Here is a 14,920-nt window from a genome sequence, read left to right as displayed (position 1 = left end):
GGACCGTCCGCGGGCACAGACGGGGCGTGACTCTGCTGCTGCGCCCGCCCGGGGTCTACCGGGCCCAGGACGACACCACCCTTCTCATCGACGAGATGCACCGTGGCGGGTACGCCTGCGGTCGATCGGTCCTCGACGTCGGCACCGGGAGCGGAGCGCTGGCCGTCGCGGCCGCGCGCGCCGGAGCGGCGACGGTGGACGCGGTCGACGTGTCCCTCCGGTCGGTGTTCGCCGCCCGGGCCAATGCCGTGCTGCACCGGGCGCCGGTCCGCGTGCACCGGGGCGACCTGTTCGCGCCGGTGGCGGGCAGGCGCTTCGATCTCGTGCTCTCGAACCCGCCCTACGTGCCGTCGCGGAGCGGGCTGCTGCCCCGGCACCGGATGGCTCGCTGCTGGGACGGCGGGCCCGACGGGCGCGCGCTGCTCGACCGCATCTGCGATGCCGCACCGGAGGTGCTCGCCCCCGGCGGGGTGCTGCTGGTGGTGCAGTCGGAGCTGTCGGGGGAGGACGCGACGCTGGAGCGTCTCGCCGCCGTGGGCCTGCACGCCGAGGTCGCCGACCGCGTCCGGATCCCGTTCGGTCCGGTGCTGCGCCGGCGGCTGCCCCTGCTGCGCGCCCAGGGGCTGGTCGCGTCCGGCCAGACCGACGAGGGGCTCGTGGTGGTGATGGCCCGGGCGAGTACCTGACGGCGGGCCCGGACCGGACTGCTGCGGAACCGTCCGGATTGCTCCGCCCCCGCGCGGGGTAACGGGTCCTCGTGGACAAGCAGGACGTCATGCCCGACGGCCTGCTGCGCAGCGACCCGTCGGCTCCCGGCCTCATCCGGCGGCGGTGCGGTCGGGGCTTCAGGTACCTGGACGCGGCCGGGCTGGCCGTGTCGGAGCCGGAGGTGCTCGCTCGCGTCGAGGGCCTCGTCATCCCTCCCGCCTGGAAGGACGTGTGGATCTGCGTCGAGCCGAACGGGCACATCCAGGCCGCCGGCACGGACGTGGCGGGCCGCCGGCAGTACCGCTACCACGACGAGTGGCGCCGCAGCCGCGACGCCGACAAGCACGACCGCGCCCTGGGGCTCGGGCGGCGGATGGGCACCGCCCGCGAGCAGATCCAGCTTCGGCTGGGCGAGCCGGGACTCGGGCCCGAGCGGGTCCTCGCCGGCGCGGTCCGGATGCTCGATATCGGCATGTTCCGCGTCGGCGGCGAGGAGTACGCCCCCGACGACGGCGACGAGGACGGCACGTTCGGACTCGCGACGCTGCGCCGCGAGCACGTCCGGCTGCGGCGGGGCGCGGTGATCTTCTCCTACCCCGCCAAGGGCGCCGTGCCGCGCACCCTGGAGCTGCGCGACCAGCCCGTGCACCGCCTCGTCAACAGCCTGCTGCGTCGCCGCGGCGGTGGCGAGGACCTCCTCGTCTACCGCAACGGGAGCGACTGGCACGACGTGCGCGCCGAGGACCTCAACGCGGCGGTCAAGGAGGTGCTGGGCCACCGCTACACGGCCAAGGACCTCCGCACCTGGAACGCGACCGTGCTGGCCGCGGTGCTGCTCGCCCGTGCGGTGACCGACGGCGTTCCCCTGTCGGAGCGGGCCCGCAAGCGGACCGTGTCCGCCGCGGTGAAGGAGGTCTCCGCCCACCTCGGCAACACTCCGGCGGTGGCTCGCAGCTCCTACATCGACCCGCGCGTCGTCGAGCGGTTCGAGGAGGGGCGCACGATCCTCCCCGCGTTGCGGCGGGCCGGGTTCCCGGACCTCTCCGACGACGGCGGGCGGGCGCGGGTCGAGGGCTCGGTGGTGCGGTTGCTGCGCGAGGGGTGACACCTGGCGGGCACGTGCTGCCGGTGCCGGGGACCGCCGGCCCCGCAGCCCGGCCTGGGCCTACGCGGCATAGGGCGCATACCGACGACGCGGTCCAGCCGAAGTCCGGGCGCGGCCAGGGGTGAGGAATCCGGAGAGCACGATCAGGTCGCCGAAGCGGAACAGCCGGTAGGAGAAGGCGCTGAGCAGCGGGAAGGCGACGTCGGGGGCGCGCCGATCCGCAGCGGCACGATGTCGTCGGCGAACCCGACTTCCGCACGCATCAGCAGCGCCATCGCGCCGACGATCACGAGGAACCCGAACGAGGTCGCCAGGTACAGGATCGCGATGTCCCTGGGTCGGTCGTGTGCAGGCATCCTCAGCAGCACGGCTCCCTCGGGTGCGCGGCGGCGCGGGGCCGCGCTACGGGAGCGGCGGGTTCGGGCCGATGCGCGTCACGTCGCACGCTCGGGGTCGGCGCTCTCGCGGTGCCGCACGGTCGTCGGTGCGACCGCGAGCGCGACACCGATCAGGCCCGTGACGCCGTGCAGGATGTTGTCGGGCCAGTTGAGGCTCAGGACGTTGATGTCGTCGCGGCCCACGGCGATCACCCCGAACACGAACAGGCCGAGGCCGGCCACGGCGATCAGGATCCCGTAGAGGCGGGACCGCTGTCGCCCGGTCGCGCAGGCCAGCCCGACCAGGCCGAGGATGAGGTGCACGACGTTCTGCACGCCGTTGAGCTCGAACCCCAGCATGACGTCGTTGGTCTCGTGGCCGCCCAGCTCCGACGGCGCCGACGCGTCGCGGAGGAAGAAGAACCCCAGGATCCCCAGCAGCATGTAGAACGAACCGACGATCAACACGACCAGCTGCTGCCAGGTGAAGCCTGCGGTGCCCCGGGTCTCCTGCTCCATGTCACAACCTCCTCGCTGCGCTGTGTGACGCGCACGTGCGGCGGCCGTCGGGCGGGCTCACCGCCCGCCTCCCCTCCGGAGCCGCCTGACGACCGTGAGGACGAGGAGGGCGGCACCGACCGCGACGGCCGGTGAGCGCAGCGCGCCCCACGGGCCGTGGCGAAACCGGGCGAGCGACGCCCGTCCGTTCGCTCCCACCCGGGCCGGGACGTTCAGGCGCGTCATCAGCTCGGTGGCCGTGCCGGCGATCTCCTCCCGCAGCTCCTCGACCTGAGCGCGGCACTCGCCGCTCTCCTGCTCGACCTCGGCGCGGAGCTGGTCAGAGGAGGTCGCGGTGCCGTCCACGACGGGTCGGTCCGGGGCGATCGGGGCAGGGGCCGGTCGCCGCTGCGCGGGTGCGGAGGCGGGATCGGTGGGCAGGTCGGTCACGGTCGTTCCTCTCGTCCGCCACAACGGGCTCAGGCGGCGCGGGATCGGCGCTGCCCGAGGGTTCGACCGATCCGGTCCGTCTCCCGGGCTCGAGCGAGGGACTCGCGGTGGCGGCGGCGCACCACCACGGGGTCGTGCGGCGTCCTGCGCCAGCAGGTCACGGTTCGACACCGACGTCCTCGCAGCGCTCGCACACCCACACAGACATGGCACACCTTCCCGGTGCGACGGCGCCGCACGGGTAGTGAGTGCCCGATCCGGCGTGGTCCAATCGCGGCAACCGCTACTGCTTTCCCGTGCGCGTCCCCCGGCAGGGGTGGTCGTCGCCTCGACTGGCGCCCAGCGAACCGCGGAGCCCCGCCGCGATTTCCGCCACCACGCCGCCTGTCGTGATGGCTCCCGTCAACCGCGACCACCTGCTCGGCCTCGACCGAGCGACCGCGGTCAGGGGTTTCCGCGTCCCGGAGCCGGGTACACGGCGACCGTGGCTGAGAACCGACACGCCCGACGGAGGTGCGTCGACCGCACGGGGCAGGGGCATCCCGGATGACCGCCGTGCTGTCCGGGGGGCGCCAGGCCTGGGTCGACGAGTACCTGCGCCGCTCCGTGGACGAACTGCTCGGCCACGACCAGCGGGTGCGCGACCTCGACGTGCAGGCGGACGTCGACGGCGGAGTGGTGCACCTGACCGGCGCGGTCGACCACGCCGTCCAGCTCGACCTGGTGCGTCGGCTCGCGTCCCGGTTCGCCGGCGTGCACGCGGTGTGGGACCGGGTGCGCGTGGGCGGCCGGGAGCCGGTCGCGCTCGACCTCGGGTGCGGCGACCAGCGGCAGTACCAGCAGAACATCGGTGTGGACCGGCGCCTCACCGATTCGGTCGCGGTGCGCGCCGACACGAGGAACGGGCTGCCGTTCGCGACGGCGTCGGTGGACCGCGTCTACATGGTGCACCTGCTGGAGCACCTCCCGGACTTCCTGCCGCTGGTGCAGGAATGCCACCGGCTGCTGCGGCCGGGCGGGATCCTGCACGTGATGTCACCGTGGTGGCGTCACGTCAATGCGGTGGCCGACCCCACCCACGTCCGGTACCTCGACCTGCAGACGATCAAAGGGATCTGCGCCTACGCGCCGCCCGAGCGGCCGTGGGAGGTGCTGCACGCGGGGTGCGACGGCGCAAGTGTGTTCGCCGACCTGACCCCCGCCGCGCCCGGCTCGGCCGCCGACCCGACGCACCTGGCCCGCTTCTTCGACTGATCCTCGGGACCGGGACGGCTGCGCAGGGGATTGCGGCGACCGCGACGCGGGTAGGTCCTGGCATGAGCGACACGCTCGACTCCCTGCGCCGTGCGGCGGCGAGCTGTACGAACTGCGAGCTGTACGCCGACGCCACCCGCACAGTGTTCGGAGAGGGCCCCGCGTCCGCGTGGCTGATGCTCGTCGGCGAGCAGCCGGGTGACCGGGAGGACCGCGAGGGCGCCCCCTTCGTCGGCCCCGCCGGTCGGCTGCTGGACACCGCGCTCGAACGGGCCGGCATCGACCGCGACGAGGTCTACCTCACCAACGCGGTCAAGCACTTCCGGTTCGAGCGGGACGGCAACCGCAGGCTGCACAAGACGCCCGCGGTCGGGCACGTGCGGGCGTGCCGCCCCTGGCTCGACGGCGAGCTGGCGGCCGTGGCTCCGGAGGTGATCGCCACGCTCGGGGCGACCGCGGCCAAGGCGCTGCTCGGCTCCGGGTTCCGGATCACCGCGGACCGCGGTCGGCCGCGCGAGTGGGAGGACCGGCAGCTGGTGCCGACGGTGCACCCCTCGGCGATCCTGCGCACACCGCCGGAGCGGCGGTCCGAGGCGTTGGACGCGCTGGTGGCCGACCTCGCGGTGGTCGCCGGGCTGCGCCCCGCCCGGTCCGGCCGTGCTACGCCCCCTCACCGCTGACGACCGTCCGCAGCGAGGCCGCCTGCCGGGCGGCGTGGGCGGCACGCGACGGGGGGCACGGCCGACCCGATGACGTCGCGGGGGCGGAGGCAAACGGGTCGGCATACCCGGCCTGCGCCGTTCCATGCTCGCCGCGGTGCCGGTGCACCGGATCGGGCGCATCGTGGCGATCACGCAGAGTAGTACTCGTTGCAGTGAGTAGCAGTTGGCCGAGCTGGTGTTTTGTCCGGGGCCAGCCGGAGATCCACCAGTCATGTTCTTGGCCGGCCCTCCCGCTGCCGTTCTGTTCGACCGTGACGGCACGCTCATCCATGACGTGCCCTACTGCGCCGACCCGGAGCGCGTGCGTCCTGTGGCGACGGCCCGGGCAGCGCTGGCGCTGCTGCGCGCGGCCGGGCTCCCGGTCGGGGTCGTCACGAACCAGTCCGGCATCGCGCGTGGGCTGATCCGACCGGAGCAGGCCCGCGCGGTCAACGACCGGGTTGACGAGCTGCTCGGCCCCTTCGAGGTCTGGCGGGTCTGCCCGCACGGCCCGCAGGAGGGCTGCGCCTGCCGCAAGCCACGCCCGGGCATGGTGCTGGCCGCCGCCGCGGCGCTGGACGTCCCGCCCGAGCGCGTGACCGTGATCGGGGACATCGGCGCCGACGTCGCGGCGGCGCGTGCCGCCGGGGCCCGGTCGGTACTGGTGCCCACGCCGCTCACCCGGTCCGTGGAGGTCCGCGACGCCCCGGTGGTCCGCGACGACCTCCTGGCGGCGGCGCGCCACGTCCTCGGGACGGGGCGGTCATGAGGCGGTCCGTGCTGGTGGCCCGCCTCGACGGCGCGGGTGACGTCCTGCTGGCCGGCCCCGCGATCCGGGCCGTCGCCGCCGTGGCCGACGTGACCGTGCTGTGTGGTCCCGCGGGGGCGGAAGCGGCCTCGATGCTCCCCGGCGTGGACCGGGTGCTGGTCTGGCCGGCACCCTGGATCGTGACGCCGGCCCCCGCCGTGCAGGCCGACGACGTCGCCTCCGTGGTCGGCGAGCTCGCCCGGCGCGAGCTCGACGAGGCGGTGCTGCTCACCTCGTTCCACCAGTCCCCACTCCCGACCGCGCTGTTGCTGCGCCTGGCCGGGGTCGGGCGGGTCACCGGTGCGTCGGTGGACCACGCGGGCTCGCTCCTCGACGTGCGGCTGCGCCCCGGCGTGGACCTGCCCGAGGACGTGCCCGAGCCCGAACGGGCACTGCGGATCGCGGCCGCGGCAGGGTTCGCGCTGCCGCCCGGGGACGACGGCCGGCTCGCCGTGCGTCATCCGGCGCCGGTGACGGGCGAACCGTCGGTGGTGCTGCACCCCGGCGCCGCCGTCACCGCGCGGCGCTGGCCCGAGCGGCACTTTCGGGACGCCACCCGGCTGCTCGACGCCGCCGGCTACCGCGTGCTCGTGACCGGCGCTCCCGCCGAACGCGGCCTCACCGCGGCCGTCGCCGGCGACGTCGGGGTCGACCTGGGCGGACGGACCACCCTCCCGGAGCTGGCGGCCGTGCTCGCCGGCGCGTCGGCCGTCGTGGTCGGCAACACAGGAGCCGCGCACCTCGCCGCCGCGGTCGGCACGCCGGTGGTGTCGTTGTTCGCGCCGGTGGTGCCCGCCGTGCGCTGGCGGCCCTACCGGGTGCCGCACGTGCTGCTCGGCGACCAGCGCGCGCCGTGCCGCGGCAGCCGTGCCCGTGAGTGCCCCGTGCCCGGCCACCCCTGCCTGGCCGGTGTAACGCCCCACGAGGTGGCCGACGCCGTTGCCCGCCTCGCCCCGATCGGACCCGAGGCGGTGCCCGCGTGAACATCCTGCTCTGGCACGTGCACGGCTCCTGGACCACCGCGTTCGTCCAGGGCCGCCACCGCTACCTGCTGCCGGTGCTGCCCGAGGGCGGCCCGTGGGGCGGCGGGAGGCCCGCGGCCTGGGAGTGGCCGGTGTCGGCCGTCGAGGTCACGCCGGAACAGCTCGCGGACGAGCAGGTCGACGTCGTGGTGCTGCAACGTCCGGAGGAGTTCGAGCTGGCGGCGTGCTGGCTGCGCCGCATCCCCGGCCGGCACGTGCCCGCCGTGTTCCTCGAGCACAACGCCCCTCGCGGACATGCTGCGACGAGCCGGCACCCGGTCGCCGACCGCGACGACGTGACCCTCGTGCACGTCACGCACTTCAACGCCGTGATGTGGGACGCCGGCACCACCCGCTCCACCGTGGTGGAGCACGGCATCGTCGATCCCGGGCCCCGCTACACAGGTGATCTCGCCTCCGCGGCCGTGGTGGTGAACGAGCCGCTGCGCCGGCGGCGGGTCACCGGCACCGATCTGCTCCCGGCGTTCGCCGAGGTCCTGCCGCTCGACGTGTTCGGGATGGGCACCGACGGCATCTCCGAGTATCTCGGGCCGGGGGTGCGGGGATGCGGCGATCTGCCGCAGCACCGGATGCACCGCGAGATGGCGAAGCGGCGCGTCTACCTGCACCCGCTGCGGTGGACGTCGTTGGGTCTGTCGCTGATCGAGGCGATGCAGCTGGGGATGCCGGTGGTCTCGCTGGCCAGCACCGAGGCGTGCGAGGCCGTGCCGGCCACCGCCGGTGTGTGCTCCACCGATCCCGCCCGGCTGGCCCGGGCGCTGCAGGAGTGCCTGGCCGATCCCGGCCTGGCCCGCGAGCGCGGCGCGGCGGCGCGACAGCACGCGCTTGCCCGCTACGGGCTGGGCCGCTTCCTCGACGACTGGGACCAGGTCCTCGACGACGCGAGCAACAACCGACCGCGACGGGGCACCCGGCCCGTCGCCGAAAGCAGGAGGTGACGCGGGTGGGACGGGACGACTCTTTTCCCACGACGACCGATCCCGGCCGGACGACGGCCGAGGGGACGCTCAAGATCGACTTTGTGTCCGAGCACGCCAGCCCCCTCGCGAGCCCCGGCGGGCCGGACACGGGCGGGCAGAACGTGCACGTCCGCGAGCTCGCCGGCGCGCTGTCGGCGCAGGGGCACGACGTCACGGTGTGGACGCGGCGCGACGCCGAGACGCTGCCCGCCACCGTGATCGCGGAGAGCGGGGTGCGGGTCCGGTACCTCGACGCCGGCCCCGCCCGGCCGGTGCCCAAGGACCAGCTGGTGCCCTACGTCCCCGCCATGGCCGACGCTCTGCGCGCCGCCTGGGCAGAGGACCCGCCCGATGTCGCGCACGGTCACTTCTGGATGTCCGGGCTCGCGGTCGTGTCGGCCGCGCGGGGCCTCGGCGTGGCCACCGTGCAGACCTTCCACGCCCTCGGAACGGTCAAGCGCCGCCACCAGGGCCCCGACGACACCAGCCCGGACGGCCGCATCGGCGCCGAACGAGCTGTCGCTCGCACCGTGGACGGCGTGATCGCCACGTGCAGCGACGAGATGTTCGAGCTCGCGCGCATGGGAGCGCCCCGCCGCCGCATCAGCGTCGTGCCGTGCGGCGTGGACACCAACGCCTTCTCCCCCGACGGGCCGCAACTCGCCCGGTCGGGGCGGCCGCGGCTGGTCGTCCTCGGGCGGCTGGTGCGGCGCAAAGGCGTGGACGAGGCGGTCGCCGCACTCGCCGGTGTGCCGAACGCCGAGCTCGTGGTGGCCGGCGGAGCCGGACCCGACGACCCGGACGTCGCCCGCCTCCGCAGGCTCGCCGCCGCCCGCGGCGTCCTCGACCGCGTCGAGTTCATCGGGCCCGTGGAACGGGCGGACGTGCCCGCGCTGCTCCGCTCGGCCGACGCCGTCGTGTGCGTGCCCTGGTACGAGCCGTTCGGGATGGTGCCGCTGGAGGCCATGGCCTGCGGGCGACCCGTGGTCGCCAGCGCGGTCGGCGGCCTGGTCGACACGGTGGTCGACGGGGTCACCGGGGTGCTCGTCCCACCGCGCAGGCCGCGGGAGCTCGCCGGGACCCTGCGCCGGCTGCTGGGCTCGTCGATGCTCGACGCGTACGGAGTGGCCGGTCGGGACCGGGCCGTGGCGCGCTACGGCTGGGACCGGATCGCCGCGGCCACCGCCGAGGTGTACGCCCGGGTCGCCTGCGCGGCCGGCCGGCCGGTCGCCGAGGCGATGCAGTGATGCCGCCGTCGGACCCCACCGTCCTGGCCGGCCGCACCGCGCTCGTCGACCCGCCACCGGCCGACTCCACCGAGCTCGTCGACCACGTCGACCGGCTCGCCGCGGCGCTGCCCGCGCTGCGCGCGTCCTCCCCGACCCTGGCGAGCTGGGGCGTCACGCTGGCGGAGCGCCTGCTCGCCGGGGGCAGGCTCCTCGCCGCCGGGAACGGCGGCAGCGCGGCGGAGGCCCAGCACCTGACCGCCGAGCTGGTCGGCCGCTTCGACCGCGACCGCGACCCCTTCTCGGCGATCGCCCTGCACGGCGACACCTCCGCGCTCACCGGGATCGGCAACGACTACGGCTACGAGGACGTCTACGCGCGGCAGGTGCGCGCCCACGCCCGTCCCGGCGACGTGGTCGTGCTGCTGTCCACCAGCGGCCGCAGCCCCAACATGCTGGCTGCCGCCGCCGAGGCCCGCCGCCGCGGCGCCCACGCCTGGGCCCTCACCGGACCGGGACCCAACCCGCTCGCGCAGTGCTGCACCGCCGCCGTCTGCCTGCCCGGTGACACGGCGACCGTGCAGGAGGCGCACCTGGCCGCCCTGCACATGATCTGCCGCGCCGTCGAGGCCGCGCTACCGCCCTCGCGACGCCGAGCGGCCCCGGCGCCGCGTCGTCTCGTGATCCCGATCCGATCCCAGGAGGACCTGTGACGAGCACCCTCGACCAGACCGAACCCGCTGCCGCCCGCGTCGCCCGGCCGGTCGGCACCGTGCTCGTCACGGGTGCGGCGTCCGGCCTCGGGCGTGCCGTCGCCCAGGCCGTGCTCGCGGCGGGTGGACGGCCGCTGCTGCTGGACCGCGTCGACTGCCGCGACGTCATCGGGCCCGACCTCGCCGATGCGCCCACCGTCGTCGCCGACCTCGCCGACGCCCGCGGAGCCGAGCAGGCCGTCGCCGAGCTGGCCGGCCGGGCCGGCGGCCTCGACGGTGTCGTCACCGCCGCCGGGATCGACCGCTGCGGTCGCCTCGAGGACGTCCCGGGCGCCGAGTGGGACCAGGTGGTGCAGGTCAACCTGGTCGGCACCGCCGCCGTCATCCGTGGCGCGCTGCCCCGGTTGCGCGAGAGCCGTGGCCGGATCATCACCGTCGCGTCGACCCTGGGACTGCGCGCGCTGTCCGACGCGAGCGCCTACTGCGCGTCCAAGTTCGGGGTGATCGGGCTCAGCCGCGCGCTCGCCACCGAGCTGGCCGGCGAGGTCGGGCTCAGTCTCCTGATCCCCGGCGGGATGGACACCGCGTTCTTCGACGGCCGCACCGAGCAGTACCGGCCCGGTCCGGACGCCCAGCTCAACGATCCTGCGAACGTCGCCGACGCCGTCCTGTTCGCGCTGAGCAGGCCAGAGGGGTGCGAGGTGCGGGAGATGGTCGTGGCCGCGTCCACCGAACCGTCGTGGCCCTGATCGTGGGGGCTCCGCACCGGCCCGTCCCTGCCGCGACGGACCTCCCCGGGCACCACCCGGGCGCCGACCGCGGCGCCCCGGTCGACCCTCGGGCGCTGCGCCGGGTGCTCGTCGTGCGAGCCGACAACATCGGCGACGTCGTGATGGCCGTACCGGCGGTGCGGGCGTTGCGGGTGGTCGCACCGCAGGCGCGGATCGACCTCCTCGCCTCGCCTGCCGGGGCCCGGGTGGCGCCGATGGTGCCCGAGATCGACGGCGTGGTCGAGACGTCGCCGAGCTGGCAGCAGCTGTCTGCCGGGGAGACCGGCGTCGGAGCCCAGGTGGCAGCGGAGTGGACGCTGCTCGACGAGCTGCGCTGCGGGGGCTACGACGCGCTGCTCGTGTTCACCAGCTCGACGCAGTCTCCGTGGCCGGTGGCGCACCTCGGGCTGATGGCGGGCATCGCTCTACGGGCTGTGCACTCGGCCGAGTTCGGCGGGACCGTGGCCACCCACTGGGTGACCCCGCCGCCCGAGGGCACCCACCAGGTGGACCGCTGCCTGCACCTGCTCGCGGCCATCGGGCTCGCGCCGACCGATCCCGGCCGGACCCCCGCGCTCGACGTCCCTCCCGCGGCGCAGGACGAGGCCGACGCCGCCCTCGCCGGGTCCGGGCTCCGGTCCGGCGAACCGTTCGTGGCGCTCGCGCCCGGCGCGTCGTGCGCATCCCGGCGCTACCCGGCCGAGCGCTTCGCCGTGGCCGCCGCAGCGATCGCGGCGGCAGGCCTGCCGGTGCGGGTCACCGGTGCGGAGACCGAGATCGGGCTGGTCGCGGCCGTCGCGGAGACGGCCGGGCACCGTGACGTGCGCGTCCTGCGGCCTACCTCCGTGCCCGGCTTCGCCGGCGTGCTGCGCCGCGCCGCGGTCGCGGTGACGAACAACTCCGGCGGCATGCACCTCGCCGATGCCGTCGGAACGCCGCTCGTCGTCACCTGGGCCGGTACCGAGCCGCACGCCGCGATGGCGCCGCGGTCGGTGCCCGCCGCGCTGCTCGGCCGGCGGGTGCCCTGCTCGCCGTGCCGGTTGCTGACCTGTCCCTACGACCACGGCTGTCTCGACGTCACCCCGGCCCGCGTCGTCGCGGCGGTGCTGGAGCGCGTCGGGGTGCCCCTGGAGGTGCCGTGCGCCCGCTGAACCGGGCCGACGTCCCCGTCGCGCCCCCCGCACCCGCTGCCGTCGCCGGTGCCGTCGCGGCCGCCGCACCCCGGCTGCTCGTGCTCGGTGACGCCCTGCTCGACTGCTGGCTGTCGGGCCCTGCCCATCGGCTGGGCCGCGACGCCCCGGTGCCCGTCGTCGAGCTCACCGCCACCGACACCGTGCCCGGCGGAGCCGCGAACGTCGCGGCCAACCTCGCCGCGATGGGGGCTCGCGTCGAGCTGCTCACGGTGCTCGGCGACGACACCGACGCCGCCCTGCTGCGTGCGAGCCTGGTCGCGCTCGGAGTGGGCTGTGGCCGGTCACCGGTGGAGTCCGGCCGGGTGACGCCGGTGAAGCGCAGGCTCGTCGTCGGCGGCCAGACCGTCGCCCGCTACGACGTCGCCCCCGACCACGGCCCGCGGCCGGACACCGGGTCGGCGCTCTGCGCGGCGCTCGCTCTGCTGCTGGGAGATGCCTCTGATCCGGTCGACGCCGTCGTGGTCAGCGACTACGGGCTCGGCTCGCTCACCCCGGCCGTGCGGGCCCGGCTCGCCGCCCTGCGGGAGCGGATCCCGCTCCTCGTCGTGGACGCGCACGACCTTGCTCCGTGGGCGGGGGTGCGACCGGACGTCGTGACCCCGAGCGCGACCGAGGCCGCCGCAGCCCTGGGCGGGCACCCACCGCGGGAGGACCGCCGGGAATGGGCCCGGCAGCACCGCGACGCCCTGACCGCGGGCGGTGCGGACGTGCTGCTGACTCTGGACGTCGACGGCGCGGTCCTGCTCCCGGCCGGTTCCGGCCGGGTGTCCCGCAGGCCCGCGGCGGTCCCTGTCCCGGAGTCGCGGGCCTGCGGTGCCGGCGACACCTTCACCGCGGCCGCGACCCTGGCCTACTGCGTGAGCGCGGATCCGGAGGTCGCGCTGGCTGTGGCGCAGGCCGCCGCCGACGTCGCGGTGAGCCGGGGCGGCACCGTGGTCTGCGGCACCGACGCGTTGACCACGCACCTCGCGCACGCCGACCGCGGCCGCGTCCTGGCCCACGCGGACGTCGCGGCCGCCGTCCGTGAACACCGCAGGGCAGGGCACCGTGTGGTGTTCACCAACGGCTGCTTCGACGTGCTGCACCGCGGTCACGTCTCCTACCTGCGTCAGGCCCGGGCGCTGGGCGACGTGCTGATCCTGGCCCTCAACGCCGACGCCGGCGTCGCACGGCTCAAGGGACCGCACCGGCCCGTCAACCCACTCGTGGACCGGGCCGGCGTCGTCGGGGCCCTGGACGGCGTGGACCTGGTGACCTCCTTCGAGGAGGACAGCCCCACCGCCCTGCTGGAACTGCTGCGCCCGGACGTCTACGCCAAGGGCGGCGACTACACGCCGCAGATGCTTTCCGAGACCCCGGTCGTCGAGCGGCTGGGCGGGCAGGTCCGGGTGCTCGACTACCTGTCCGACCACTCCACCACCGCGATCGTCGATCGCATCCGTGCCCGACGCGAGGAGGTCGCCCGATGACCGTCGCACTGGAGGTGCTCGTCCCCACCTGCGACCGGCCTGTCGAGCTCGCGTGCACGCTCGCCGGGCTGGCCGCGCAGGAGCATCCCTTCGATGTGCAGGTCAGCGACCAGTCCGCCGGGCCTGCCTCGTACGACACGCCGTCCGCGCAGTCGCTGCTGCGCGTGCTGCGTCGCCAGGGCCGCCGGGTCCGGACGGGCCGGCACCTGCCGCGGCGCGGCCTCGCCGAGCACCGGGCGGCACTGCTCGCCGGCTCCTCCGCCGGCCACGTGCTGTTCCTCGACGACGACGTGTGGCTGGAACCCGGCGTCGTCGCGCGGCTGCACGGGGCGATCCTCGAGCTGCACTGCGGGCTGGTCGGCGCGGCGGTGCAGGGGCTGTCGTACCTGGACGAGCACCGGCCCGCCGAGCTGGCGCCGTTCGAGCGCTGGGCGGGCCGGCCCCGGCCGGAGCGGATCGAACCCGGCACGCCGGAGTGGGACCGCTGGACGCTGCACAACGCGGCCAACCCGGCCCACCTGGCCGACGCCCACCTCGGGCCGGGGGAGGAGCGCGTTCCGTACAAGATCGCGTGGGTGGGCGGGTGCGTGCTCTACGACCGGGCGGTGCTCGACGCCGTGGGGGGCTTCGGCTTCTGGCCCGACCTGCCGGTCGACCACTGCGGCGAGGACGTGTTGGCGCAGCAGCGCGTCATGGCCCGGGCCGGCGGGGCGGGGATCCTGCCGTCCGGTGCGGTGCACCTCGAGTCGCCGACCACGGTGCCCGATCGCCGGGTCCAGGCGCGCGACGTCGTGGGGCTCGGCGGGATCGTTCCGCGTCCGGCCGGGGTGCTGTCGTGACCGGGTCGGCCACCGGGCCGGTGGTCGTGATCGGGGACGTGATGCTCGACGTCGACGTCGAGGGCCGCGCCGACCGGTTGTGTCCCGACGCGCCGGTGCCGGTGCTGGACGTGGTGGCGGAGCGCGCCCGCCCCGGGGGTGCGGCACTGGCCGCCGTGGTGCTGGCTCGTGCCGGCGTGCCCGTCACGCTGGTCACCGCGCTCGACGCGGACCCCGACGGCGTGCGGCTGCGCGAGCACCTCGACGGGCACGTGCGCCTCGTGACCGGGCCCGGTGAGGGGGGCACGGCCGTCAAGACGCGGCTGCGCGCGGACGGCCGTTCGCTGCTGCGCACCGACCGCGGCGCGGGACGGCCCGGCGAGGGCTTCGGCGCGGCGGTCCGCCGGTCGTTGAAGGAGGTGCTGGCCGGGGCGGGGGCGGTGCTGGTGTCGGACTACGGCCGTGGCGTCACGGCCGACACCCGGGTGCGGGCCGCGGTCGCGCACGCCGCTGCGAGTGGTGTCCCGGTCGTGTGGGACCCGCACCCGCTGGGATCCGCGCCGGTGCCGGGCACGACGGTCGCCACGCCGAACGCGGCCGAGGCGCGGGCGGCGGCGGGCGGCTCCCGGATGCCGGCTGCGCAGCTCGGGTCCGTGTTGGCGGCGCTGGCGGACGCCACCGAGCTGCTGTCGCGCTGGGACTGCCGGTCGGTCGCCGTCACGCTGGGCGCACGCGGGGCCGTGGTGGCGCACCGGCACGGTGCCCGCGCCGCGTCGCCCGCTCCGGTCGTCGTCGGCGGCGACCCGTGCGGCGCCGGCGACGTGTTCG

General features: G+C 75.7%; 16 protein-coding genes and 1 pseudogene. 14 read left to right on the top strand and 3 right to left on the bottom strand.

The window, feature by feature from the left end:
- Positions 1 to 26 precede the first annotated feature (26 nt).
- Together JWR81_RS02565 and JWR81_RS02560 are read left to right on the top strand one after the other, a co-directional pair.
- Entirely contained in the window at positions 27 to 686 is a 660-nt protein-coding gene (locus tag JWR81_RS02565) for a HemK2/MTQ2 family protein methyltransferase (protein WP_367278721.1), read from the top strand.
- 71 nt (positions 687 to 757) lie between these two features.
- Complete coding sequence (locus JWR81_RS02560) at positions 758 to 1,813, top strand: DNA topoisomerase IB (protein ID WP_297646135.1); 1,056 nt, start codon at positions 758 to 760, stop codon at positions 1,811 to 1,813.
- An 88-nt stretch (positions 1,814 to 1,901) separates the two neighbouring features.
- Here JWR81_RS02560 and JWR81_RS02555 read toward each other — a convergent pair.
- The 3 genes and pseudogenes from JWR81_RS02555 to JWR81_RS02545 all read right to left on the bottom strand — a co-directional run.
- Positions 1,902 to 2,169 (bottom strand): annotated as a pseudogene (locus JWR81_RS02555) (cytochrome ubiquinol oxidase subunit I); the annotation flags it as partial.
- Between the two features lie 78 nt (positions 2,170 to 2,247).
- The gene (locus JWR81_RS02550) at positions 2,248 to 2,709 is read right to left on the bottom strand and encodes a DUF4383 domain-containing protein (RefSeq protein ID WP_297646133.1); all 462 of its coding nucleotides are present in this window, start codon (positions 2,707 to 2,709) and stop codon (positions 2,248 to 2,250) included.
- A 57-nt stretch (positions 2,710 to 2,766) separates the two neighbouring features.
- Positions 2,767 to 3,138: a hypothetical protein gene (locus tag JWR81_RS02545; RefSeq protein WP_297646131.1), complete on the bottom strand. Its 372-nt coding sequence runs from the start codon at positions 3,136 to 3,138 to the stop codon at positions 2,767 to 2,769.
- Positions 3,139 to 3,684: 546 nt separating this feature from the next.
- Between JWR81_RS02545 and JWR81_RS02540 the strand changes: the two genes are divergently transcribed.
- From JWR81_RS02540 to JWR81_RS02485, 12 genes are all read left to right on the top strand, one after another.
- Positions 3,685 to 4,392 carry a BON domain-containing class I SAM-dependent methyltransferase gene (locus JWR81_RS02540; RefSeq protein ID WP_297646129.1) on the top strand — a complete coding sequence of 236 codons (708 nt, stop codon included), beginning with the start codon at positions 3,685 to 3,687 and terminating at the stop codon, positions 4,390 to 4,392.
- A gap of 62 nt (positions 4,393 to 4,454) precedes the next feature.
- Positions 4,455 to 5,072: a UdgX family uracil-DNA binding protein gene (locus JWR81_RS02535; RefSeq protein WP_297646127.1), complete on the top strand. Its 618-nt coding sequence runs from the start codon at positions 4,455 to 4,457 to the stop codon at positions 5,070 to 5,072.
- A gap of 253 nt (positions 5,073 to 5,325) precedes the next feature.
- Positions 5,326 to 5,862, top strand: a complete 537-nt coding sequence (locus tag JWR81_RS02530; protein ID WP_297646125.1) for an HAD-IIIA family hydrolase — start codon at positions 5,326 to 5,328, stop codon at positions 5,860 to 5,862.
- A complete protein-coding gene (locus tag JWR81_RS02525) occupies positions 5,859 to 6,884 on the top strand; it encodes a glycosyltransferase family 9 protein (RefSeq protein ID WP_297646124.1) in 1,026 nt (341 codons plus the stop codon). Before JWR81_RS02530 ends, JWR81_RS02525 begins: the two co-directional genes overlap by 4 nt.
- The gene (locus JWR81_RS02520; RefSeq protein WP_297646122.1) at positions 6,881 to 7,882 is read left to right on the top strand and encodes a glycosyltransferase; all 1,002 of its coding nucleotides are present in this window, start codon (positions 6,881 to 6,883) and stop codon (positions 7,880 to 7,882) included. The genes JWR81_RS02525 and JWR81_RS02520 overlap by 4 nt, the downstream gene beginning before the upstream one ends.
- A 74-nt stretch (positions 7,883 to 7,956) precedes the next feature.
- Entirely contained in the window at positions 7,957 to 9,150 is a 1,194-nt protein-coding gene (locus JWR81_RS02515; protein WP_297646138.1) for a glycosyltransferase, read from the top strand.
- Entirely contained in the window at positions 9,150 to 9,842 is a 693-nt protein-coding gene (locus JWR81_RS02510; RefSeq protein WP_297646120.1) for an SIS domain-containing protein, read from the top strand. The genes JWR81_RS02515 and JWR81_RS02510 overlap by 1 nt, the downstream gene beginning before the upstream one ends.
- Before the next feature lie 59 nt (positions 9,843 to 9,901).
- Positions 9,902 to 10,591, top strand: coding sequence for an SDR family oxidoreductase (locus JWR81_RS02505; protein ID WP_297646136.1), 690 nt, complete (start codon positions 9,902 to 9,904; stop codon positions 10,589 to 10,591).
- Positions 10,582 to 11,763, top strand: coding sequence for a glycosyltransferase family 9 protein (locus JWR81_RS02500; protein WP_297646118.1), 1,182 nt, complete (start codon positions 10,582 to 10,584; stop codon positions 11,761 to 11,763). Before JWR81_RS02505 ends, JWR81_RS02500 begins: the two co-directional genes overlap by 10 nt.
- Entirely contained in the window at positions 11,751 to 13,274 is a 1,524-nt protein-coding gene (gene rfaE2, locus JWR81_RS02495) for a D-glycero-beta-D-manno-heptose 1-phosphate adenylyltransferase (RefSeq protein ID WP_297646116.1), read from the top strand. Before JWR81_RS02500 ends, rfaE2 begins: the two co-directional genes overlap by 13 nt.
- Positions 13,271 to 14,113: a glycosyltransferase family 2 protein gene (locus tag JWR81_RS02490; protein WP_297646114.1), complete on the top strand. Its 843-nt coding sequence runs from the start codon at positions 13,271 to 13,273 to the stop codon at positions 14,111 to 14,113. The genes rfaE2 and JWR81_RS02490 overlap by 4 nt, the downstream gene beginning before the upstream one ends.
- Positions 14,110 to 14,920: bifunctional heptose 7-phosphate kinase/heptose 1-phosphate adenyltransferase (locus JWR81_RS02485; protein ID WP_297646112.1), on the top strand; the 811-nt coding region annotated here is incomplete at its 3' end. The genes JWR81_RS02490 and JWR81_RS02485, both read left to right, overlap by 4 nt.

The organism is Pseudonocardia sp. (assembly GCF_025965585.1).
In the GTDB taxonomy this organism is placed as follows: Bacteria; Actinomycetota; Actinomycetes; order Mycobacteriales; family Pseudonocardiaceae; genus Pseudonocardia.
The sequence above is the reverse complement of the archived record's forward strand: the minus strand, read 5'-3'. Positions and strand labels throughout refer to the sequence as shown.

Bases quoted from the DNA above. Each gene is read 5' to 3' on its own strand.
- JWR81_RS02550 (WP_297646133.1), bottom strand. From the start codon at position 2,709: ATGGAGCAGGAGACCCGGGGCACCGCAGGCTTCACCTGGCAGCAGCTG.
- JWR81_RS02540 (WP_297646129.1), top strand. From the start codon at position 3,685: ATGACCGCCGTGCTGTCCGGGGGGCGCCAGGCCTGGGTCGACGAGTAC.
- JWR81_RS02535 (WP_297646127.1), top strand. From the start codon at position 4,455: ATGAGCGACACGCTCGACTCCCTGCGCCGTGCGGCGGCGAGCTGTACG.
- JWR81_RS02530 (WP_297646125.1), top strand. From the start codon at position 5,326: ATGTTCTTGGCCGGCCCTCCCGCTGCCGTTCTGTTCGACCGTGACGGC.
- JWR81_RS02525 (WP_297646124.1), top strand. From the start codon at position 5,859: ATGAGGCGGTCCGTGCTGGTGGCCCGCCTCGACGGCGCGGGTGACGTC.
- JWR81_RS02510 (WP_297646120.1), top strand. From the start codon at position 9,150: ATGCCGCCGTCGGACCCCACCGTCCTGGCCGGCCGCACCGCGCTCGTC.
- JWR81_RS02490 (WP_297646114.1), top strand. From the start codon at position 13,271: ATGACCGTCGCACTGGAGGTGCTCGTCCCCACCTGCGACCGGCCTGTC.